Origin of the sequence: Bradyrhizobium sediminis, assembly GCF_018736085.1 — a bacterium.
GTDB lineage: Bacteria > Pseudomonadota > Alphaproteobacteria > Rhizobiales > Xanthobacteraceae > Bradyrhizobium > Bradyrhizobium sediminis.
This window is the reverse complement of sequence record NZ_CP076134.1, coordinates 2073963-2094815: the sequence shown is the minus strand read 5'-3', so window position 1 is coordinate 2094815 and position 20853 is coordinate 2073963. Positions and strand designations below refer to the sequence as shown.

Sequence of the window (20853 nt, the reverse complement as noted above, 5' to 3'; positions counted from 1 at the left end):
CGCTGCAATCAGCCGACAAAAAAGCCCCGGCCGATGCCGGGGCTTTGATTGTCGGGAGCAGCGTTCGCGTCGAGATCAATACTTCGCGACCACCGGACCGCCGAAACGATAATTGACGCCGACGCGAACGATGTTGTCAGTGAATCGGGTATTGACAGCCGATGCGAGGGTCGTCGTCGTGACCGTATTGAAGCCTTGTGTCGGCGTGTTCAAAGCGTTCGTCACGACGGTTGCCGATGCAGAATTGCCGCCAAAGTCGCCAAGATCCATGTACAGGTATTCGAGCTTGACCGACCAGTTGCTGTTGATCGCAGCCTCTACGCCTGCACCCACCGTCCAGCCGGCGCGGGTCGAGCCCCAACCAAACGACACCAACGGATCATCCGCCGAGAGATGACCGTAAGCGAGACCCCCCGTGGCGTAAAGCAGCACGCGATCCGTCGCAAGAAAGCCAGCCCGACCACGTACGGTGCCGAACCAGTCGAGCTTGTAGTTTGCCGTGAAAACCGCCGATCCCAGCGGGCAGCCGGCAATCGTACAGACACCGGCCGTCGCGCGTTCGTCGCTGCCCTGGAAATCCGCCTCCAGGCCGAATAGCCATCTGCTGCGCTGCCAGTTATATCCGATCTGTCCGCCGCCAATGAATCCGTCCATATTGGCCCGCCCGGTCAAAGGCGCCGAAAGAGCCGTGGTAACGGAGGACTCCAAGACTGGTCCCGCCGTGCGGAAAACGCTGACATTCTGAGTACCCGACTGCGTTCCATCGGTTCGCTCGCGACCCCAGCTGTAGCCAAGGTTTCCGCCAATATAGAAGCCGGTCCAATCATAGACGGCCACGACCACGGGCGGCGCCTTGGTGTAGCGCGGAGCGAGATCCGCCGCGGACGCTGCCGGAATTGCTGCCACCGCGGCGAAGGCCGCGGTCGCGATTGCCTTGAATGTCGAAGCGCGCATGGGGAGCCCCTGTTCGTAAGATCAAATCGAAACCTGGCGCGATCTTAACGGGGATTCCCGGTCGAGGGGATTCAGAGTTGTACCCCTCCAGCATTTTGCTCGCGGATGTTGCAAAAAGGAGCCAGTGCGGCGGACGATCGCGGCATCGGTCATATACACTTGAAATATCGAGCGAATTTATGAAGAACGAACCAGCGACACCAGCCAATTGCGGCCAAATAGCAGCAGGATCGAGCTGGCATATACAACCGCGCCGGTTGCAACCAGCAGCACCAGCGCCGCCTCGTCACGCAACACCCCCAAATGCGCGAGCTGCGGGGTCGCGAACCAAGCGGCACACCAGAGCGCGGTCGCCAATGCGACGCCGCACCCGGCAAACTTCGCCAGCGACTGCATCAGCGCCCGGTCGAGATCGAGATACCCTGCCCGCACCGCAAACCCGACCACCAGCAGGAGATTGATCCAGGCCCCGGCCGCGGTCGCGAGCGCGAGGCCGACCTGGGCGAGCGCGCCCACCAGCGCGATCTTCAGCGCGACATTGACGGCGACCCCGGTCAGCGCCGCCTTGACCGGCGTCGCGGTATCCTTGCGGGCGTAAAAGGTCGCGACCGCGCTGCGGATCAGCACGAACGGGATCAGCCCGATCGCGTAGGCGGCGAGCGTGGCGCCGGCCGCCGCGGCATCGGCCTTCGTGAACGCGCCGCGGGTGAACATCGCCCGCATGATGACGTCGGGCACGGTCAGGAAGGCGGCGACGAACGGCACCGAGAACAACAGCGTGAACTCGAAGGCGCGCCGCTGCGACGCCATCGCGCCGGCCTGGTCGTTCGAGGTCAGGCTGCGCGACATCTCCGGCAGCAGGACGGTGCCGATGGCGATGCCGATGACGCCGATCGGCAGCTGATTGAGCCGGTCGGCGTAATACAGCGCCGACAGCGCTCCCGCCGGCAGGAACGTCGCGATGATGGTGTCGGCAAACAGGGCGACCTGCGTCCCCATCGAACCCAGCGTCGCGGGCCCCAGCGCACGAAAGAAGGCGCGGACATCCTCGTCGAGCTTGAGCGGTGCGAACCGCGGCAGGATGCCGCTCTTCGCCGCGTCGCCCGCCAGCAGGAAAAATTCGAGGAAGCCCGCGATCAACACGCCCCACGCCGCCGCATGGCCGGCGCCGGGAAAGAACGCCGCCAGCGCCAGCGTCGCCATCATCGACAGATTGAGGAAGATCGGCGCCGCCGCGGCGCTGGCGAAGCGGTGCATCACATTGAGCATGCCGCCATAGAGCGTCACCAGCGTCACCAGCAGCAGATAGGGGAAGGTAATCCGGGTCAGCGTGATCGCGAGCTCGCCGCGGGCCGGATCGTCGGTAAATCCCGGCGCCAGGACGGCGATCACCTGCGGCATGAACAGCCATGCGACGACCAGCAGCACCAGTTGCGTCAGAAACAGCAGGGTGAAGATACGGTCGGCAAACAATCGCGCCGACGCCGCGCCGCGCTCGCCGTGGACATGGGCGTAGGCCGGCACGAACGCCGCATTGAAGGCGCCCTCGGCGAAGATCGCGCGAAAATGATTGGGCAGCCGCAACGCCACGAAGAACGCATCCGCCACCGGACCGGCGCCGAGAATCGCGGCCAGCATGATGTCGCGCGCGAAGCCGGTCAGCCGCGAAAGGAGCGTAAAGCCGCCGACGGTGAAGATACGTCCGAGCATCAGCCGCTTCTACAGCAAGCGGCGGCGCTGCAAAACGGCGAAATCAGGTGATTCTTTCTTTGCGCATGATCTTTTCCGAAAACCGGACGCCACTTTGCGCCAACGCGGCCCTTCGGGTCGGGATCATGCGCTAACCGCGCCGCGCACAGCCCTGATGACCCGCTCCTGCGTCGGTTCGTCAAGATAGGCATGCATCGGCAGGCTGATGACTTCCCCGGAAAGTCTCTCGCTCACCGGAAGGCCGCCGCTTGCAACCGGAAAATTTCGGTAGGCGGTTTGCTGGTGCAGCGACTTCGGATAATAGATCGCGGTCGGAATGCCCTGTGCCTTTAATGTCGCAGCCATGACGTCCCGACCGCCTTCCGGAAGTCGAATCGTGTACTGCGCCCATACCGACGTACAATTCTGCTCCACGCGAGGAACGATCACGGCATTGCCAAGTCCCTCATTGTATCGCTTGGCGACCGCATTCCGCGCGGCAATCTCGTCAGGGAATATCTTGAGTTTTTCGATCAGGATCGCCGCCTGAATCGTATCGATACGCGCCGTGAGGCCAAGTCTGACGTTATCGTATTTGTCGGATCCCTGGCCGTGCACACGCACGCTGCGCAGGGTTTCGGCAAGCTCGGTATCGTCGGTGAAGATCGCCCCACCATCGCCAAAACAGCCGAGCGGCTTGGCCGGGAAGAAGCTCGTGGCGGTCGCAAGTCCAAATGTTCCCAGCGGTTGTCCCTTGTAGGCGGCCCCGAAGCTCTGGGCCGCGTCATCGAGCACGAACATCCCCTCGGCCTCGGCAATCGCCGCAATGGCGTGATGGTCGGCCGGCTGGCCGAACAGATCGACCGGGATAACGGCCCGCGGCTTCAAGCCCTGCTTTTTTGCCGCCACGATTCCGGCTTTCAGGGAGGTAGGATCGATGTTGAAGGTTGCCTCATCGACGTCGACGAATACCGGCGTCGCCCCGAGAAGTGCGACCACCTCGCCCGTTGCACAGAAGGTAAACGTCGGGCAGATGACGGCGTCGCCCGGACCGATTTTCTTTGCCATCAAGACCATGAGCAAAGCATCGGTGCCGCTCGCGCAGGCCACCACATGTTTCGCTCCACTGAACGCCGCCAGGTCAGCCTCCAGACGCGCCACTTCAGGCCCGTTTATAAACTGGCAATGCGTCAACACCCGTGCGACCGCATCGTCGATTCGCTTGCCCAGACGGCGGCGCTGTTCGACGACATCGATGAAAGCGATAGGTTGAGCTGGCGTATGCTGGTTCATGTGACTTCTCTGAAGAGTACGATCAGCCGACAACGCGGCGCGGCCCCTTGAGGGCTGCTGAGGCTGCGGTCGGCTTTGTCGGAGTTTCCAGGCATTGGATCGCGATTTCGAGACTGGCGACGCCTTCATCGCCGGTCACCGCCGGCACGTTGCCGGAGCGCACGGCATGAAGGAACGCGATCAATTCGGCGCGCAACGGCTCGTCATGGCCGACCGGCAGATGGCGCATCGAATAGCTGCCGTCCGGCTTGAAGCCGAAGCACTCGGTGACCTGACGGGTCAGGAGATCGCCCATCACATATTTGCCGCGGGTCGCGACCGTGACGCTGCGCGCCTTGAACGGCGTCAGCCAGTTGGTGTTGATGTGCGCGAGCACGCCGGAGGCAGTGCGGAACTGCAACAGCGCGATATCCTCGCGCTCGGCGACGGCGCTGGAAAGCTGCGGCTGCACCTCGACGATATCGGACTCGGTGAACCAGCGGATCAGATCGATGTCGTGCACGGCAAGGTCGATCACCACCCCGACATTCGACATCCGCGGCGGGAACGGGCCGACGCGCGTGATCGCGATCGAAAGAATGTCTTCGCCCGACAGCGCCTTCTTGATGGCGGCGACCGCCGGGTTGAACCGTTCGACATGCCCCACCATCAGCGTCACGCCGGCGCGGTGGGCCGCGGCGACGATCTCCTGTCCCTCCGCCACCGAGGGCGCGATCGGCTTTTCGACGAGGATGTGAATGCCGCGCGCGATGCAGGCGAGCGCGACCTCGTGATGGAGGTGGGTCGGCGCGGCAATGGTCACCGCCTCGACGCCTTCCGCGATCAGATCGTCCAGGCTTGCGAAGGTGCGGCAGCCGGTCAGGTCCGTCGCACGCGTCCGATGCGCCTGCAGGGGATCGACGACGCCGACCAGCGTGATGTCCGGCAAGCCGGCCAGCACGCGCGCATGATTGCTGCCCATGACGCCTGCGCCGATCACGCCGATGCGAAGCGAACGCTTCGCCTCGGCCTTCACCCCCGATGCGGCCCCTTTGGAACTCATCTTCTCAACCCCGGTATCCCTCGTCACGAATATCCCGGTCGCTCTCCTAGCACGTCGCCACACACGTGGCGAATGCAGAGAGGCGATCCCGGACACGTTTTGATTCAAAAAATTACACCGTCCTTCGATCAATCGGTTTCCGAATTGAGCGCAATCGTAGCTCGCAGCGACGCGATTAGATCAGAGCGTAAGTGACGTCTCGGCGTAGATAATCTGACGGAAATGATCCCGGTCGATCAGCTACACGTCCAATCACTGACAGCAGGAGACGCTCAGCTTCAGCGACGTAGCACACACGGAGAAGCCTGAGGTTATCCAGGTCCGCGTTGGAGCGCCCCATTGGCTTCATTTCGCAAACTGGCAAGACCAGCTCAGGGTGCCATCAACTCCGGCCGTTGGACCTCGTTTCCGACAAATACATCTTATGCGAGCATAACCAAGAATACACTTGATAGTTGTGCCTTATAGTATACTTAGGATCGAAATTTGGCTCGTATACTAGTTGAAAAATAATTATATTATGATATACTTATAAATATTGAAATATAAATATATAATGGTTGTATTTATTGCTCAATATTTCAAATATAATTTATAGGAGATCTTAAAATGCCTAATTCTAAACCTAAAAATGCCCTCTCACACGGTTTTTATTCTAACGACTTCGTTCTACCCTGGGAAAATCAGCAGGATTTCGACGATCTACTGCAAGCCCTTCGCGACGAATACTGTCCAGGTGCCGTCTCGGAAGAAACAGCGGTATTTGATCTGGCTAGCCTGCACTGGAAAAAACTCCGGTTCGAAGCCGGATTGAAACAGGCCCTCCAAAAGCAGGGGGACCCTACTGTGGCTGACGCCAGCAGCGACGATTGGGATCGCGTGGCTGATGACGCTCGCGCCGCAGCCAAGTCGCAAATCAAGGCCGCGCAGGTTGTCTGCGACATGATCGTCAAACACATGGAGCGAATCATTAAGCCCGATGAAGCGAAAGCCGACAGCGAAGCCGTTGAATTCGAGAAGCTAACCACGTTGGCCAAAGAGCTGAACCTCGTCAGCAAAGATCTCATCGTTCCAACGCTTCATGCCGCTGAAAAACAGAAGCTTGATCAGATCGAGCGAGCTTACCATCCGGACATTACGGAAAGGGAATTGAAGATCCTCGCCGAAATCGACCGGAGGATCGAGAAGGCGTTGAAGCGATTGGTGATGATCAAAGAATACAAGAAATTCTACGTGGCAAAAGCCGTTGACGCAAAATCTGTCGAGATCGAAGTGCTGCCTGCAAAACCGACCGGTGTTTCAGGGAAGACTGATCCTGAAGGTTGATCCCGCGCCGAACTTCAGTTGCTGCAAGTTGCCTTGCTGGATGCGATAAACATGATCGCCGGAATGAAGTCGCGCGACCATGGGATGCCGGAAGGGATCGCCATGGTAGTGCGCCTTCGCCTGGACGCGGGCGCTCTGGCGTCCCGTCCCGTTGCATCACCGAGCTTTTCAGGTTCAAAATGACGCTAAGATTCCGGACCATCCGGGGTCCAGATGAAGCAAATACGAAATTAATCGTTCAGGGGATCGATCGCCTGTCGACCCCACCAGGCTTGCTCGTCGCCAAAACGATGGTTGATCGAGGGGAAATGTCCCGCATGAACAGGTCAGGGCATGGGTTAATTCTTGGAACGGCAAGCGCAAGCGTCCAGCCCCTAAGCGATTGGCGACATGGACATCGCTTGGTCGCCGGAAGCGATCGAAGACCTTGTTTCGCTAAGTGCGAGGCTGAGCAAAACCTCACCAATCTCTTTCACGCTGCCTTTGCGGTGACCCGATAAGGCTGAACAAGAAGATCGGCCGGGATTTTCCAACTGGCATTGATTTTTTGAATCATCTCAAGGGTAAGGGGCCGACGACGAGCCAGAACCTCCGAAGCGCGCGACCGCGAGCCGAGAATGTCTGCAAGCTCCGCCTGACTGTGACCGAGCTCCTCGATCGCATACTGCAGCACATCGACCGGGTCAAACCGCCGACGGCTCTTGAGCGGCCAACGCCGCTCCTCATACGTCTCGACCAGCGTGACGAGAATGTCGAGCTTATCGCCCTCTGATGTCCCACTGGACGCGCCCCAAAGCTTCTCGATCTCCGCGAGTGCGGCGCGGTGGTCTTTGTCATTGCGAATCGGGCGGATTTGCATGGCGGTCCTCATCAAAATCGAGCGACAGTCAGAGCGTCGATGGCATCGTATTCAGCGTGCGTGCCGATAAACTTCACGAACGCAATTTGCCGACGGAAGTCGAATGCGGCGATCAGCCGATAGTCTCCGCCAGCAACTTCGAAGCGGATACGATCACGATTAAGGACCTTGGATTTCGGAGCAGCACGACGAATGTCGTCCATCGAAGTCCAATTCGCGGCCTTGACTAGCCGATACCAACGCTCAAGCGGAATCGCCGTTTCAGCATGCACGCGGGCATAGGTCAGGAGAACGTTTCGCGCAATCACCCGCATGCGTGCCTTATAGCACTGTTCCCAATACGGGAACAAGAGAAAAATCTGAAAGGGATTCAGGCGCATCCATTCCGGAGGAATGGGCCGCAAAGATTTGGGCTCGTTCTACAAAAGCGCCGGCCAACCAACTGCTAGCGTGCGATCTGTCCTCTCATACCAACGGCCGCGGCTTTTGACTCATTTTGGGATTCCCAAATCAGAGAAACTCTGACTCGATGTTTGCTTTTGAGAGGAGCAGCATCGATGGGTGGAGCGGTTAGGATCCTACGGCTTGATTTGACGGCAAAGGACCTTCGTGCGGCGGCGGGCCGGGAGAAGGATGGTTCAGCAGCACGGCGGATGTTGGCTCTTGCGATGGTGCTCGATGGGATGGATCGCAAGTCGGCGGCGGAGAGCTGCGGCATGGATCGCCAGACCCTGCGGGATTGGGTGCATCGCTACAACGCTGAGGGCTTGGACGGCCTGCACGATTTGAAGACGCCAGGTCCCACGCCAAAACTCACAGCGGAGCAGCAAGCCGAACTGGCCAAGCTGGTTGAGGCCGGGCCCGATCCGGCTCGCCATGGGGTAGTGCGCTGGCGGCGCGTGGATTTGCGCGACGAGTTGCAACGGCGCTTTGGCGTCGCATTGCATGAACGCTCGGTCGGCAAGGTGCTGGCGAAGCTCGGCTACCGCCGGCTCTCGGTGCGTCCGCGCCATCCGCAGGCCGACGAAGAAGCCCAGGAGGCCTTTAAAAAAACTTTGCCGCAACGGTCGCGGCGCAACTCCCCGACCGCGCGAAAGACAAACCCATCGAAATCTGGTTCCAGGACGAAGCCCGCATCGGCCAGCAAGGGACGCTGACCCGCGTCTGGGCCAAGCGAGGAACACGGCCTCGTGCGCCACGCGACCAACGCTACGAGTGGGCTTACATTTTTGGCGCCGTCTGTCCGCAACGCCGAGCTACGGCGGCGCTCGTCCTGCCCGCCGCCGATACCGATGCCATGTCCATGCATCTGGCCGAAATCGGCCGCCGTGTTGCGCCGGGAGCACATGCTGCGCTCGTCATTGATGGCGCAGGCTATCACGTCGCGGCGCGTCTCTCCGTTCCAAGCAACATCACGCTCGTCCGCCTGCCGCCCTACGCTCCAGAGCTGAACCCGGTCGAGAATGTCTGGGAATATCTGCGCGGCAACAAACTCGCCATCACCGTGTTCGAAAGCTACGACGACATTGTCGACAAATCCTGCGCTGCTTGGCGCTTCTTCGCCGACGACCCCGAGCGCGTTGCCTCAATCACATCCAGAACCTGGGCGACGGTCATTCCTTGAGGCCGTTGGTATCATTTTCTTGGCTTATCTCTGGCGTGCTTTCGAAGACGCACGCCGGGGCCGCCACCATTCTCGTCGATGAACTCGACGCAGGCGGCTCTAGGCGCGGTTGTGAGCCTTTTAGTCTCAGGCTGCCTGCCCCTGCTCCTGTCCCATTTTAATCAGCGACTCTGCGGGAATGCCCAGTCCCTCATGTAGTCGCCAGATCATTTTGAGCGTCAGCGAGCGCCTTCGATTTAGCACCTCATGCACCCGGTTGCGACTGCCGATGAAGGGAATGAGGTCGCGAGGCTGCAGCCCATTTTGATCCATATGGTACTTGATCGCCTCCACCGGGTCTGGAAGATCCATTGGATAATGCTTTCGCTCCCACGCCTCCACCAGCGTGACAAGCACGTCGAGGCGATCACCCTCGGGCGTGTTGCGTTTCGCCATCATCAGGCCCTCGATCTCCTTGAGGACTTTACGGTAGTCGCGCTGGCTCTTGATTGGCAAAATGTCCATGACTTCTACCTTCAAACGGTTTGTGCATCGATCCCATCGTACTGCCGGTGCGTGCCGAGGAACCGGATATAGACGACGCGATAAGGATAATTGATCCACACCACGATGCGATACTTGTTGCCGGCAATGTTGAACACCGCACGACCGTCGTTGAGGATGCTTGCGCTGCCGATGGCTCGCTTCACATCCGCCGGCGTCGCCCAGTCGGCTCCCCTGACCTGCCGGTACCAGGCCATCAATGGTTCGCGCGCATCAGCGTGCGCGGGGCTTCGGCTGATGAAAGCCTTGAGCGTACTGAGCGCAATGATCCTCACGGAATAACCCTACCATAGTCCCATGTTGGGACCAAGCGTATTTCTGCGCACGGGGTGTATTTCGAATTCGCAAACCGGCCGTGCGCCGGATCCGCTTATTTCCGCGACTTTTCTTTTGCGGGCTTTCGAGGGCGGCCGCCTGGGCAACCGCCGTTCTCATCAATGAACTCGACGCCGGCGGCTTCCAGCGCCCGACGAGCGGCGAGGTCGTTCGCTGCGGTCAAGGATGTCTCTCCCACTAGGCGACTTCGTCTCCGAAACGACGGTTGATCCGGTGAAGGGTTCGGCACAGGGGTACGGTGAACTCGTCGCTGATCCGGCAAGGACGGGAATAAATCACGTCGCCCTCATTCAATACGCCGCGTTGAAACCCAGAGCTGTCGTGACGCCCCGACAGGGTCGATAGCCTGTCTGCCCCACCAAGCCTGCTCATCTCCAAAGCGATGATTGTCCCGGTGATGGGTTCTACACAGAGGGACCGTGAATTCGTCGCTGACCTTGCGTCCCATCGCCCGCGGCTGGGTGAATCGCAGATGGTGGGCGTCAGCGGGGCTTCTGCCGCAGACCAAACAAGGCTGCGACGCGACAAACCTGAGATGGCCTTTATCGCGATGCCGGCGCGGCTCGCTGATCGCGAGCTCGCTCTTTTGGATCCTAGCGGGGTCACCGTCGGCTTGAAGACGTACCGAAGCCGACAGGCTGTCGTCGACTGGCGCAGCAGTTTGCTCGGTCGCGACTTTGACCCTTCTCGAACGCCTGGGCCGCGGCGGCTTGACGGCGTCCGTTGAAACTGGGGGCAGCTGGGGCGGCGGTGGATTTGTCGGAGCAGACATAGGCTCATCCCTCGTAAGAACCTCCACCAACGCGCCTGGCAGCGCCATCCTCGCTGCGAAGGCGTCCTCGACCTGTTTGGCGTGATTTAATGACAGGCGGTTCTTAGCCTTCAGGATGGCGATCGCGCGGGAATGCAGGTCCTCTTCTGGAAGGGTTTCGATTTCCCGGAGCAGTTCGGCCCTGATCGCGGCTGAGTCCTCGGTACTGAGCTTTTCGTGAATCGGCATGCGCGCGTTCCCGGCTCGGAACTGGCTGGGGCGGACCGGGGCCGGCCTGACGTTGGGATTGGGGGTAACGCCCGTACCGACAGCCTTGTCTCCTTCAGGCTGATCGGTGGTGAGATCCGGGGCGTCGAGATCGTCCTCGCCGGCGATCCCCACCATCGTAAACAGCGCATAGCGGCGGGCGTAGGTCAGCGCCGCCCCCATCCGTCGGGGCGCGGATGTCTCCGATAGCTGGCAGACCGGCCAGTCCGAGGAGATCCATTCCCCTGACGTGTGCAGCAGGAGGGTGGTGAGGTTGACCGTGCCATTGGCCCGATCGATGTCGGTCGTCTGGGCGACCGCGATTTGCTGGCTACCCAAGACCTTCCGAACGATGTCGAGGCCGCTCGCCAGAGAGGCATAGCGGAAGCTTTGGGGGCTGTCCGATCGGTTGTTGTAGACGGTCCCGACCATCGCCTTCTCGGGGTTGGAGAGATCGATCTGGGCCTTGGCCAGAGCCGTGGCGATAGCCGCGACGCTTTCACTGGACCGATGCATGGCTGGCCTCCATCTCGACCAGGTCGAAGCTGACCGCGCCAGACTTTGAGCGCTTCGCCCGAATGCCGTGGCCCATGGCCTCCTTGGCGTCCTCCGGCATCAAGGTCTTGAGTTCGGTCTTGGCGCGCTCGTGCTCTTCGTGAGCGCTTCGGGTCTCGCGAAACAGGGCCGCAAATTCCGCCCAGGAGTTGGAGGCGTTCATGTCGACCACCCGGACCGCCTCGATCCGTGGTTTCGGAGGTTCGCAATCGAACAAAGCTGGGGGTTCGCCGGTCTTGACCGCCCGCCAGAAAGCCTTTTCCGCTGCGATCAAGATGGTCTGGTAGATCGGGTCGGCTTCGATGGAGAGTTCAATCCACTTGCCCCCGCCGTTAATGATCGAGAGCACGGACTTCTTGGTGCCAGCGACCAGCATGTTGTGCTGGAGCTGGGCCATATGCTTCTCGGCGGCCCCCTCGTCCGAGAATGACCAAGGCAGCATAAACTTGGCCTCGAACACCGCGCCGGTTTCCTTGACCAGCCCGTCCAGCGTGGCGGCCATCCATGGGATGGTCCGGTGGATCGCATGGCGCTGGACATCGCCGATCCGGTGGCCGGAGTTTAGTTCATACCAGCGGCGGTTGAGGTCTTCGGTCACCAAACCGAGCTGGACGATCAATACGGCCGATAGGTCCGGGGGAGTTGCCTCGCCCCGCTTCTCCTTCCAGAGCCGCAGCAGGGCCTTCTCGTCCTTGCCCATGATGATCCGGGCATCGGAGCCGCCGATAAAATTCTTGCGGTCAAATAGGCTTTGCTTTTTGACCTGAGAGAACACACGATCACATGACATAAGAATCTCTCTTTGATCTCTTTAATATCTTATGATCGCTTACATATCAAATGAGTCGGCCTTGGTCAATAGGAAATCAGATGATCTTAAAAATATCACGAGCGCTCATATTCGAGCTGCGCGTGCTCTCATACGTTGGACGGCAGAAGACTTGGCAAGAGAGGCCGTTCTGGGCGTAGCCACGATACGCCGCGCTGAATCTGCGGACGGGCCTCCACAAATGACCGCATCAAATTTGGCAGCCATCCGCCGTACGCTTGAAACCGCAGGAATCGAGTTTCTTTTTGAGAATGGAGGCGGACTGGGCGTCCGCCTCCGGAATGCTCAGCGGCCCATCAATGGTTCTAAGTCCTGACGTTGTGAGTGCGGTAGCCAAACAACCTAGCTGCGAAGAGGGAGTTATCACGAGCGCTGGTAATCATCCTCGATGCGGATGATGTCATCCTCGCCGAAATGACTGCCGGTCAGGCCTCTTTGGTTTTTGCAGTCCGAAAATTGTCCTTGGACTTGGACGAAACCATAGAAATGGGAACAAACAGATGCAATTGGCCAAGGTCTTGCCGTGTCTCGTCCTCGTGGCCTGCTTATCCGTTGTTGAAGATCTACCGCCCAGGGAAGACCCCGCCCCCTTCCTTTCGACCTCCGTTCAAGATCTGAAGAAGGCTGCCGCCGAAGCCAAACTTGCCGAGCCACTTGAAGTCGCGGGACCCATCGCTGCCCACCCAATTTCATCTGCTCCATGGATCATTTGCTTGAGGAGCGGCGCTACAGAGCAATCAAAGCAGCGGGTGTATTCCGTATTTTTTAAGGATAGCAGATACGATTCAATGCGATTGTCCGCCATCGTTGACCGATGCGAGGCACAAAGCTTTCTGCCGCTGCGGGATGAGAGGCACGAAAAACTTGGCTAGCTTGTGAAGCGGATTTGAGGAGGCCTGATCTGCTGGAGTCGTTGCGCGTCCATCTTCGCAAAAGACCGTCGCGGTCATCGGGGGAACTTCATGACAATCACCCGCGCACGTTCCCTGCGAACCTAACTCGACGAATAGCCAACGATTTCGCTGAAACGGAAATTCCTCGTCACGATCGCTGGTGCTCACGATCTTTGGTAGTCGTCCTCGATGCGGATGATATCGTCCTCGCCGAGATAGCTGCCGGTCTGAACCTCGATCAGTTCCAGCGGAATCTTGCCGGGGTTTTCCAGCCGGTGCACCGCGCCGATCGGGATGTAGATCGATTCGTTCTCGTGCACGGTCTTCACCGTTTCGTTGACCGTCACCCGCGCCGCGCCGCGCACCACGATCCAGTGCTCGGAGCGATGGTGATGCTTCTGCAACGACAGCCGGCCGGCCGGCTTAACGATGATCCGCTTGACCTGGTGACGGTCGCCATTGTCGACCGACTGGTAACTGCCCCACGGCCGGTGCACCTTGATGTGATCCTCGGTGACTTCAGGCGCTACCGTCTTGAGTTTCGCCACCAGCCGCTTCAGGCCGTTGGCATCCTTTTGCCGCGACACCAGCACCGCGTCCTGGGTCGCCACCACAACGAGATCGTCGACCCCCTCCAGCGCCACCAGCGCCCGGTCGGTGGAGACGTTGCAGTTGCGGGAATCCTCGAACACGGCGGCGCCTTGCGCGGCGTTGCCCTGGTCGTCCTTGCCCGACAATTCCCAGACCGCATGCCAGGAGCCGACATCGGACCAGCCGCAGGAAACCGGAACCACCGCGGCGCGCGCGGTCTTTTCCATCACGGCATAGTCGATCGAGATCGCCTTCGCCGATCCGAAGGCGTCGGGATCGAGCGTGATGAAGCCGAGATCGCGGCCTGCTTTGGTCACGGCATCGGTGACGGCCTGCACGCTGTCCGCATCGACGTTGCGATATTCATCGAGCAGCACCGACGCGCGGAACATGAAGTTGCCGCTGTTCCAGAGGTAGCCCGCCTTGACGTATTCGGCCGCCGTCTTCGCATCCGGCTTCTCGACGAATTTCGCGACGCTGCGGACCTCGCCTGAAATCGCCCCGCCCGGACTGATGTAGCCGTATTCGGTGGCCGCGCGCTCGGGCGCAACGCCGAAGGTGACGATGCGTCCGGCTTCGGCGTCGGTGAAACCCTGCCGGCAGGCGGCGAGAAACGCATTGGTGTCGCGCACGACGTGATCGGCGGCGAGCGCCAGCACGACCGCCTCGCCGTCGCGCATCTGCGCAAAGGCAGCGCCGGCGGCGATCGCCGGCCCGGAATCCCGCCGCATCGGCTCCAGCACGACATCGGCCTCGAGCCCGATCTCGGCCAATTGCTCCAGCGCCATGAAGCGGTAGGCGGTGTTGGTGATGACGATCGGCCGCTCGAACAGCGCCGCATCCGACACCCGCACCATGGTATCCTGAAAGGTCGAGCGCGGCCCGAACAGCGGCAGGAACTGCTTCGGATGAACCTCGCGCGAGGCCGGCCACAGCCGCGTCCCGGCGCCGCCGCACATGATCAGGGGAATAATTCGTCCGGTCATCGGCGCCTCAAACCTTGTAGTGACTGCGATACCACGCGACGAAATCGCGCAGACCAGCCTCGATGGACGTCTCGGGCCGGAAGCCGAAGTCCCGCATCAGGTCGTCGACATCCGCGAAAGTCTCCATGACGTCGCCGGGCTGCATCGGCAACATATCCTTTATCGCCGTGCGGCCCAACTCCTTCTCCAGAATTGACACGACGTGCATGAGTTCTTCCGGGTGATTGTTACCGACATTGTAAAGCTTGGCCGGCGGCACTCCGGTTTCACCCTCACTTGCCGGAACCCGATCGACAAGGCGCAATACTACACGGCTGACGTCATCGACATGGGTAAAATCCCGCCGCATCCTGCCATGGTTAAAAAGCTTGATCGGCGTGCCCTCGACGATGGCCTTGGTGAACAGGAAAACCGCCATATCGGGCCGTCCCCACGGCCCGTAGATAGTGAAGAACCGCAGGCCGGTGACCGGAAGGCGATAGAGATGGCTATAGGAATAAGCCATCACTTCATTGGCCTTCTTGGTCGCGGCATAGAAGCTGATCGGATGGTCCGTCCTGTCATCGACGGAAAACGGCAGCTTCGCGTTGACGCCGTATACCGACGACGACGACGCATAAATCAGGTGACGGCATCCATTGTGCCGGCATCCTTCCAGGACGTTGACGAAACCTTCGAGATTGGCGTCGACATAGGCGTGAGGATTGTCGATCGAATAGCGCACGCCAGGCTGAGCCGCCAGGTGAACCACCACCTCGAACCGGTGTTGCTGAAACAGCGACGCCATCGACCGGCGGTCCGCAAGGTCGGTTTGGACGAAATCGAACCGCGGATTTTCGCGCAGGATACTCAGCCGCGCCTGCTTCAAGGCAGGGTCGTAAGAACTGTTGAGGCTGTCCAGACCAAAAACCTCGCGGCCTTCCGCCAGCAACCGGCGGGCAACGTGAAAGCCGATAAAGCCGGCCGCACCCGTGACCAATATTGTTTGATCCGCCATCGTATCCTCGAGGGCATCGATTTCAGCTGCGGCCGCTCCGGCCGGCCCTCTTTACCTGCCGTGTCGAGGGTGCGGCAATACCCGTTTGCCCGGCTATTGCCATATCGACTTCAAAACCATACCAAGGCGGTCGAAATGCAACGCCCGGCCACCGGATCGCGTTCTTCTGACACATTCTCAAACCCGAGAGCGCGAGCGACATGCGCCGGATACTGCTTTCAGCGGCAAAAATACTGATCTCCGCGGCGCTGCTTTATCTCGCGCTCCGCAAGGTCAATTTTTACGAACTCGCCTCGCGCTTCAACGTCGCGAGCCTGGGCTGGATTGGCCTCGCCATTGCGGTGTCGTTCCTGCAGATCTTCGTCGGCGTGCTGCGCTGGCGCGAGATCAGCGCAGAATGCGGCGCGCCGCTCGGAACCGCGCAGGCGATGCGCTACAACGTCATCGGGACGTTCTTCAATCAGACACTGCCGTCCTCGATCGGCGGCGACGCGGTGCGGCTATGGCTGTTGGCGCGCGCCGGCGCCGGATGGCGCGCCGCGACCTACTCCATCTTCGTCGACCGCGCGATCGGCCTGATCGCGCTTGCGGTCATCATCGTGGCAAGCCTGCCATGGAGTTACAAGCTGATCAGCGATCCCCATGGCCGATCGGCGCTGCTGTTCGTCGATCTCGCCGCCCTTGCGGGCGGAGCGGGATTCCTGATTCTTGGCAGGTTGCCATGGCTTTGGCTGAAGCGGTGGTGGGGCACGCATCACCTGCACGCCTGCTCGGTAATCGCCAACCGCGTCATCTTCAGCCGGCAGCGCGGACCAAAAATCGCGGTGCTGTCGTCGCTGGTCCACGTTCTCACCATCGTCATCGCCTGGTGCGTGGTGCAGTCGATCGCGGCGCCGGTCGTGTTCGGCCAGATCTTCCAGCTGATTCCGCCGGTGATGCTGATCACCATGCTGCCGATCTCGATCGCCGGCTGGGGCGTCCGCGAGGCCACCATGGGCCTGGCGTTCGGATATGCCGGGCTGGTGACAAGTGAAGGCGTGAACATCTCGCTGCTGTTCGGAGCAGTGTCCTTCATCGTCGGCGCCTGCGGCGGGCTGGTATGGATTTTCAGCGCGGAAAAGGCATTTCAGGGTTCGGCCGCAGTCAAAATCCCAGAATAGACGAACTGCTTCCCGAGACAGGTAGGAGAGTCACCTGACGGCAGAAGCATCAGCTTTCTGTGCAATATACCGTTCCCATAGCTGTCTTGTTCGATTTCAGCTTTGGTGACCTTGTGCTTCAGCCGCCAGATCTCCAACTGCCTGGGCTTCATTGCTGCTGGTCAGCAACCGCATGTTGCGGATCGTTTGCAAACTTACTCACCCAGTCCGCGCAGCTCAAGCTTCAACTCCCTCATGAACTTTCGCCGCTCGATCACCCACGCTCCATGGTGGCGACCGGTTAGGCTACAGCCTTTCCTCTATCGTCATGTCAATCTGAGATAGAAATAGTATTGGATCTGAACTCAGGCACCGCGTGCTTTAAAATTGAACGAATGGCCGCCTTGTCCTCGTTTGCAATCGCCTCCGCCAACGTGGCGATCCATCGGCGCAACATCTCCAGGGGAAATTCGTTCGGCTTGGCCGCCAGGATCCCCGACAAGCCGATCTCAATCGTCGGCTCTTCTTTCGCAAAAAGGATTTCGTTCAACCGCTCTCCCGGCCGCATGCCGGTGAAAATGATGTCGATATCGTGATACGGTTCAAGTCCGGATAGACGGATCATTCGCACAGCAAGATCAACGATCTTGACCGGCTGGCCCATGTTCAAAACAAACACCGACACATCCCGGCGCGCCGGCGTCAATGCATAGCTCGCCGCCGTTATGACCAGATCGCACGCTTCGCGGATCGTCATGAAATAACGCACCATATCCGGGTGGGTGACAGTTACTGGCCCACCTGCCTCGATCTGCGCCTTGAATTTCGGTACGACCGATCCGTTCGAAGCCAGCACATTTCCGAACCGCACCGAGATTAGCCTCATCGGGGGCTTTTCTTTCACCTGCGCCGCAAGTTCGCGATCAAGTCCTTGACAGTACATCTCAGCGAAGCGTTTGGTTAGACCAAGCATGGAAACCGGTTCGATTGCCTTGTCGGTCGATATCATAACCATCGCTTCAGCGCCCGCAGCCAATGCCGCATCTGCGACGTTCATCGATCCAAAAATATTCGTCTTGACACCTTCGCTCCAGTCGCGCTCAAGAATCGGTACATGTTTGAGGGCTGCTGCATGAAAGACGATATCAGGTTTGAATTCTTCCATTAGGCGAAGCATTCGATCACGGTCACGAATATCGGCAATTCGGCCTTCAATCACGGCGATGCGATTCTTGCTCGTCAGGGATTCGCTGATAGCGTAAAGTGCAGGCTCGGAATTCTCGATAATCAGCAATCTGCTTGCGCCAAACGCAACAACACGATTACAGAGCTCAGATCCGATTGATCCGCCACCACCGGTCACCGCGATCGACTTGTTTCTCACCAAAGTCTCAAGTCGATTGTAGTCGATCGTCTCGCTTGGACGAAGCAACAGGTCCTCCACCGCAACAGGAGCCAACTGCGGCATCTCCCTGCTCTCCTCGAGCGAGGGGAGACGACTGACGATCAGCCCCAGCCTGCGACTCAGCATGAGAACCGAATCCGGTTGAGAGTCCGGCTCGAAAGCCGATGGCGTCATAACGATACGTTCAACAGGTTTCTGATGCTTGATGAACTCGTTCAAAATCTCGTTGAGATCATCAATTCCCCCGAGCACCGGCATACCACGTATCGTTTGCCCGCGGTCAGCCCTGGACGGAGAGAGTACGCCAACGGGCCAGAGATGCTTCACAGCGCCGCTCTCGACCGCGCGAAGGAAAATCTCTGCGTCGGCAGCCCGGCCGATTAGCAGCGTCGGCACCGCGTCCAGAGCTCTTGCTCGGTTGAGGGTGCGACTATAGCGAAAATAACGATACGCCAGCCTAGATCCACTGAGGAAGGCAACCTCAAGAAACCAGTAGATCAGCATCGTCGTCTTGCCTAAGAAAAACGACCCATAGATATTGGGCGCAAGGAAAATATAATCGATGACGAGAAGGGTCAGCGTCAGCACGGTCGCCACGAGTAAAATATTGAGAACATCCGGAAGAGAAACAAATCGCCACTTTGTTGTGGTCAGATTGAAGACGTAACAAACAACGACGCTAAACGCGACGAAACAAGGCAAAATCAAAAACAGGAGAGGAATCCGAACTAGAAATTCCTGTCCCTCGAAACGCAAGTAGAAGCTCGCGAGAACCGCGATAGTCGTGACTACAGCATCGTGAACAGCAATGAGCAGGTTGCGCCAGGTCAGGCGTCGAAGGCTATTTATTGAATGTTCAAAATAAGCGGGGGGCATAACAGATCGCAACTGACTTCTGAGTTGTTGAGCGAGAGAGCATGGGATTCAAGGCATCCTAAGGGTCGGCAAAACCGCCGACTGTGAGGCCGCTTTTGTCACCGATCCACCCGTGATGTCCACGCCAAGTACGTACATCCATCCCTCTTGGAAGTCCAACAAGGGAGAACTAAGCATCGAACTCGTCTGCGCAACGGTTAGCGGACCGACCCGCCTGGGGGGCATCAACAGGCGCTGTATGTCCTGTCTGCACCAGCACCAGCAACCAAATAGCGATAAAAATGGCTGGAAGCGACGTTGACCACAGCAATGTAACCACAACCAATACTGCCAAAACATCGGAGACGAGTTTTCGCCGTTCGATATCGGCCCAAAACAACAAGGTTTTGCCAGCTAGATAATTAGCGTTGCTCGTCTTCATCTGTCTACCTTGCGCGCCCGTCCGATCAGCGATGACGTGCTGAAGCCCTGGAGCACGTCAACGAGCAACACTTCACCGCCGCCGACCGTAACGATCTCGTGCCCGACGACCTGCTCGCGGGTGTAGTCGCCACCCTTGACCAAAATACTCGGTTTGATCTGCTCGATCAATTTGAGCGGCGTGTCCTCTTCAAAGACAACGACGAGATCGACCGCCTCCAGCGCCGCCAGCACCTCGGCGCGGGCGCGCTCGTCCTGGACCGGACGCCCCTCGCCCTTCAGCCGCTTCACCGATGCGTCGCTGTTGAGACCGACGATCAGCCGGTCGCAGGCGGCGCGCGCCGCGGTCAAGACCTTGACGTGGCCGGGATGCAGGATGTCGAAACAGCCGTTGGTGAAGCCGACCCGCAATCCCTGCTTGCGCCAATCCGAAAGCTGCGCGTCGAGGCCACCGCCTGTCGCCACGATCTTTTCCTCCGCCGCGAGGAAAGCGTGCGGCAGAATCTTGCGCCGCAGTTCCGCCGGCGTCACGCTGGCGGTACCCTTCTTGCCGACGGCCACCGCGGCCGCCGCATTCGCCATCCGCAGCGCGGTCTCCCAATCGGCCCCCGCCGCCAGCGCCACCGCCAGCGCCGCGGCAACGGTGTCGCCGGCGCCGGAGACGTCGCGCACCTTGACCGGATGCGCCGGCACGTGGATGGCCTCGCCCTTGCGCGGCACCAGCGTCATGCCGTGTTCGCTCTGCTTCACCAGGATGGCTTCGCAGTCGGCCAGCTGCATCGCATCCTGGGCTGCGACCGCAATGCTGTCTTCGGTATCGGCGCGGCTGCGGGTCGCCGCCGCGAACTCCTTGCGGTTGGGCGTCAGCAGCGTCGCCCCGCGGTAGATCGCGAAATTGGCGCTCTTGGGATCGACGATCACGCGCTTGCCGAGCTTTCGCGCAGCGTCGATGACGTTGCGGATCACGCGAGCCGTGAGCACGCCCTTGGCGTAGTCGGACAGCAGCACGATGTCGGCGCGGGCGAGCTGCGGCAGGATGGCGTCGATCAGTTTCTGCTCGATATCCGCTGCCGCAGGCTGTGCCAGTTCCCAGTCCGCGCGCAGCATGTGGGTGGAGAAATGCTCGGAGACGAAGCGCACCTTCCGCGTCGTCGGCCGCGAGGGATCGCACACCAGCACGCTTTCGATTCTGCCTTCCTGCGCCAGCGCCGATTTAAGCGTCGCGCCCGAATCGTCGTCGCCGATCAGTCCGACAAAGATGCAGCGTGCGCCGAGCGAGGCGATGTTGCGCGCGACATTGCCGGCACCGCCGATATTGATCTCGCTGCGCTGGACCGCGATCACCGGCGCAGGCGCCTCCGGCGAAATACGCGATACCTCGCCATAGACGAATTCGTCGAGCATGAGATCGCCGACGCAGATCACCGTCCGGCTGGCAATCGCATGCGACAGGGCTTCAAAATCGAACATCTGAACTC

At 59.8% G+C, this 20853-nt stretch carries 19 protein-coding genes; 4 read left to right on the top strand and 15 right to left on the bottom strand.

From position 1 onward, the window contains the following. Positions 1-75 precede the first annotated feature (75 nt). The 4 genes from KMZ29_RS09960 to KMZ29_RS09945 form a co-directional block, all read right to left on the bottom strand. Positions 76-954 (bottom strand): outer membrane protein, encoded by an 879-nt coding sequence (locus KMZ29_RS09960; RefSeq protein ID WP_215623534.1) that lies wholly within the window; start codon positions 952-954, stop codon positions 76-78. A 177-nt stretch (positions 955-1131) separates the two neighbouring features. Beyond that, entirely contained in the window at positions 1132-2664 is a 1533-nt protein-coding gene (gene murJ, locus KMZ29_RS09955) for a murein biosynthesis integral membrane protein MurJ (protein ID WP_215623533.1), read from the bottom strand. A 123-nt stretch (positions 2665-2787) separates the two neighbouring features. After that, the gene (locus tag KMZ29_RS09950) at positions 2788-3936 is read right to left on the bottom strand and encodes a DegT/DnrJ/EryC1/StrS family aminotransferase (RefSeq protein WP_215623532.1); all 1149 of its coding nucleotides are present in this window, start codon (positions 3934-3936) and stop codon (positions 2788-2790) included. Between the two features lie 22 nt (positions 3937-3958). Beyond that, positions 3959-4978, bottom strand: coding sequence for a Gfo/Idh/MocA family protein (locus KMZ29_RS09945; RefSeq protein WP_215623531.1), 1020 nt, complete (start codon positions 4976-4978; stop codon positions 3959-3961). 609 nt (positions 4979-5587) lie between these two features. Here KMZ29_RS09945 and KMZ29_RS09940 point away from each other — a divergent pair. Next, on the top strand, positions 5588-6304 hold the full coding sequence (locus KMZ29_RS09940; RefSeq protein ID WP_215623530.1) for a hypothetical protein: 717 nt from the start codon (positions 5588-5590) through the stop codon (positions 6302-6304). 472 nt (positions 6305-6776) lie between these two features. Here KMZ29_RS09940 and KMZ29_RS09935 read toward each other — a convergent pair whose 3' ends face one another. After that, a complete protein-coding gene (locus KMZ29_RS09935) occupies positions 6777-7163 on the bottom strand; it encodes a helix-turn-helix domain-containing protein (protein ID WP_215623529.1) in 387 nt (128 codons plus the stop codon). 11 nt (positions 7164-7174) lie between these two features. Continuing rightward, entirely contained in the window at positions 7175-7543 is a 369-nt protein-coding gene (locus KMZ29_RS09930) for a type II toxin-antitoxin system HigB family toxin (protein WP_249779884.1), read from the bottom strand. 177 nt (positions 7544-7720) lie between these two features. Between KMZ29_RS09930 and KMZ29_RS09925 the strand changes: the two genes are divergently transcribed. Next, a protein-coding gene (locus tag KMZ29_RS09925; RefSeq protein WP_215620268.1) for an IS630 family transposase occupies positions 7721-8787 on the top strand; the annotation gives its coding sequence in 2 pieces (ribosomal slippage) (positions 7721-8210 and positions 8210-8787; 1068 coding nt in all). A gap of 126 nt (positions 8788-8913) precedes the next feature. Here the strand turns inward: KMZ29_RS09925 and KMZ29_RS09920 are convergent. From KMZ29_RS09920 to KMZ29_RS09905, 4 genes are all read right to left on the bottom strand, one after another. After that, on the bottom strand, positions 8914-9291 hold the full coding sequence (locus tag KMZ29_RS09920; RefSeq protein ID WP_215623528.1) for a helix-turn-helix domain-containing protein: 378 nt from the start codon (positions 9289-9291) through the stop codon (positions 8914-8916). 11 nt (positions 9292-9302) lie between these two features. Next, entirely contained in the window at positions 9303-9605 is a 303-nt protein-coding gene (locus KMZ29_RS09915) for a type II toxin-antitoxin system HigB family toxin (protein WP_249779883.1), read from the bottom strand. 347 nt (positions 9606-9952) lie between these two features. Then, positions 9953-11200 (bottom strand): ERF family protein, encoded by a 1248-nt coding sequence (locus KMZ29_RS09910; RefSeq protein WP_215623527.1) that lies wholly within the window; start codon positions 11198-11200, stop codon positions 9953-9955. Next, positions 11184-12029, bottom strand: a complete 846-nt coding sequence (locus KMZ29_RS09905; RefSeq protein WP_215623526.1) for a YqaJ viral recombinase family protein — start codon at positions 12027-12029, stop codon at positions 11184-11186. Before KMZ29_RS09905 ends, KMZ29_RS09910 begins: the two co-directional genes overlap by 17 nt. A gap of 539 nt (positions 12030-12568) precedes the next feature. Here KMZ29_RS09905 and KMZ29_RS09900 point away from each other — a divergent pair. Continuing rightward, entirely contained in the window at positions 12569-12940 is a 372-nt protein-coding gene (locus KMZ29_RS09900; protein WP_215623525.1) for a hypothetical protein, read from the top strand. 185 nt (positions 12941-13125) lie between these two features. Here the strand turns inward: KMZ29_RS09900 and KMZ29_RS09895 are convergent, their stop codons facing one another. Together KMZ29_RS09895 and KMZ29_RS09890 are read right to left on the bottom strand one after the other, a co-directional pair. Next, positions 13126-14538 carry a mannose-1-phosphate guanylyltransferase/mannose-6-phosphate isomerase gene (locus KMZ29_RS09895; protein WP_215623524.1) on the bottom strand — a complete coding sequence of 471 codons (1413 nt, stop codon included), beginning with the start codon at positions 14536-14538 and terminating at the stop codon, positions 13126-13128. Between the two features lie 7 nt (positions 14539-14545). After that, complete coding sequence (locus KMZ29_RS09890; RefSeq protein ID WP_215623523.1) at positions 14546-15535, bottom strand: NAD-dependent epimerase; 990 nt, start codon at positions 15533-15535, stop codon at positions 14546-14548. Between the two features lie 200 nt (positions 15536-15735). On the opposite strand from KMZ29_RS09890, the gene KMZ29_RS09885 reads away from it, so the two are divergent. After that, the gene (locus tag KMZ29_RS09885; protein WP_215623522.1) at positions 15736-16695 is read left to right on the top strand and encodes a lysylphosphatidylglycerol synthase transmembrane domain-containing protein; all 960 of its coding nucleotides are present in this window, start codon (positions 15736-15738) and stop codon (positions 16693-16695) included. Positions 16696-17005: 310 nt separating this feature from the next. Here the strand turns inward: KMZ29_RS09885 and KMZ29_RS09880 are convergent, their stop codons facing one another. The 3 genes from KMZ29_RS09880 to rfaE1 form a co-directional block, all read right to left on the bottom strand. Further along, positions 17006-18955 carry a nucleoside-diphosphate sugar epimerase/dehydratase gene (locus KMZ29_RS09880; RefSeq protein ID WP_215623521.1) on the bottom strand — a complete coding sequence of 650 codons (1950 nt, stop codon included), beginning with the start codon at positions 18953-18955 and terminating at the stop codon, positions 17006-17008. A gap of 169 nt (positions 18956-19124) precedes the next feature. Then, complete coding sequence (locus KMZ29_RS09875; protein ID WP_215623520.1) at positions 19125-19376, bottom strand: hypothetical protein; 252 nt, start codon at positions 19374-19376, stop codon at positions 19125-19127. Next, entirely contained in the window at positions 19373-20845 is a 1473-nt protein-coding gene (gene rfaE1 / locus KMZ29_RS09870; protein ID WP_215623519.1) for a D-glycero-beta-D-manno-heptose-7-phosphate kinase, read from the bottom strand. The genes KMZ29_RS09875 and rfaE1 overlap by 4 nt, the downstream gene beginning before the upstream one ends. Positions 20846-20853 lie beyond the last annotated feature (8 nt).

Bases quoted from the DNA above. Each gene is read 5' to 3' on its own strand.
- KMZ29_RS09900 (WP_215623525.1), top strand. From the start codon at position 12,569: ATGCAATTGGCCAAGGTCTTGCCGTGTCTCGTCCTCGTGGCCTGCTTA.
- murJ (WP_215623533.1), bottom strand. From the start codon at position 2,664: ATGCTCGGACGTATCTTCACCGTCGGCGGCTTTACGCTCCTTTCGCGG.
- KMZ29_RS09920 (WP_215623528.1), bottom strand. From the start codon at position 9,291: ATGGACATTTTGCCAATCAAGAGCCAGCGCGACTACCGTAAAGTCCTC.
- KMZ29_RS09950 (WP_215623532.1), bottom strand. From the start codon at position 3,936: ATGAACCAGCATACGCCAGCTCAACCTATCGCTTTCATCGATGTCGTC.
- KMZ29_RS09895 (WP_215623524.1), bottom strand. From the start codon at position 14,538: ATGACCGGACGAATTATTCCCCTGATCATGTGCGGCGGCGCCGGGACG.
- KMZ29_RS09910 (WP_215623527.1), bottom strand. From the start codon at position 11,200: ATGCATCGGTCCAGTGAAAGCGTCGCGGCTATCGCCACGGCTCTGGCC.
- KMZ29_RS09880 (WP_215623521.1), bottom strand. From the start codon at position 18,955: ATGCCCCCCGCTTATTTTGAACATTCAATAAATAGCCTTCGACGCCTG.
- KMZ29_RS09885 (WP_215623522.1), top strand. From the start codon at position 15,736: ATGCGCCGGATACTGCTTTCAGCGGCAAAAATACTGATCTCCGCGGCG.
- KMZ29_RS09905 (WP_215623526.1), bottom strand. From the start codon at position 12,029: ATGTCATGTGATCGTGTGTTCTCTCAGGTCAAAAAGCAAAGCCTATTT.
- KMZ29_RS09960 (WP_215623534.1), bottom strand. From the start codon at position 954: ATGCGCGCTTCGACATTCAAGGCAATCGCGACCGCGGCCTTCGCCGCG.
- KMZ29_RS09875 (WP_215623520.1), bottom strand. From the start codon at position 19,376: ATGAAGACGAGCAACGCTAATTATCTAGCTGGCAAAACCTTGTTGTTT.
- KMZ29_RS09940 (WP_215623530.1), top strand. From the start codon at position 5,588: ATGCCTAATTCTAAACCTAAAAATGCCCTCTCACACGGTTTTTATTCT.
- KMZ29_RS09935 (WP_215623529.1), bottom strand. From the start codon at position 7,163: ATGCAAATCCGCCCGATTCGCAATGACAAAGACCACCGCGCCGCACTC.
- KMZ29_RS09890 (WP_215623523.1), bottom strand. From the start codon at position 15,535: ATGGCGGATCAAACAATATTGGTCACGGGTGCGGCCGGCTTTATCGGC.
- KMZ29_RS09945 (WP_215623531.1), bottom strand. From the start codon at position 4,978: ATGAGTTCCAAAGGGGCCGCATCGGGGGTGAAGGCCGAGGCGAAGCGT.
- rfaE1 (WP_215623519.1), bottom strand. From the start codon at position 20,845: ATGTTCGATTTTGAAGCCCTGTCGCATGCGATTGCCAGCCGGACGGTG.
- KMZ29_RS09930 (WP_249779884.1), bottom strand. From the start codon at position 7,543: ATGCGCCTGAATCCCTTTCAGATTTTTCTCTTGTTCCCGTATTGGGAA.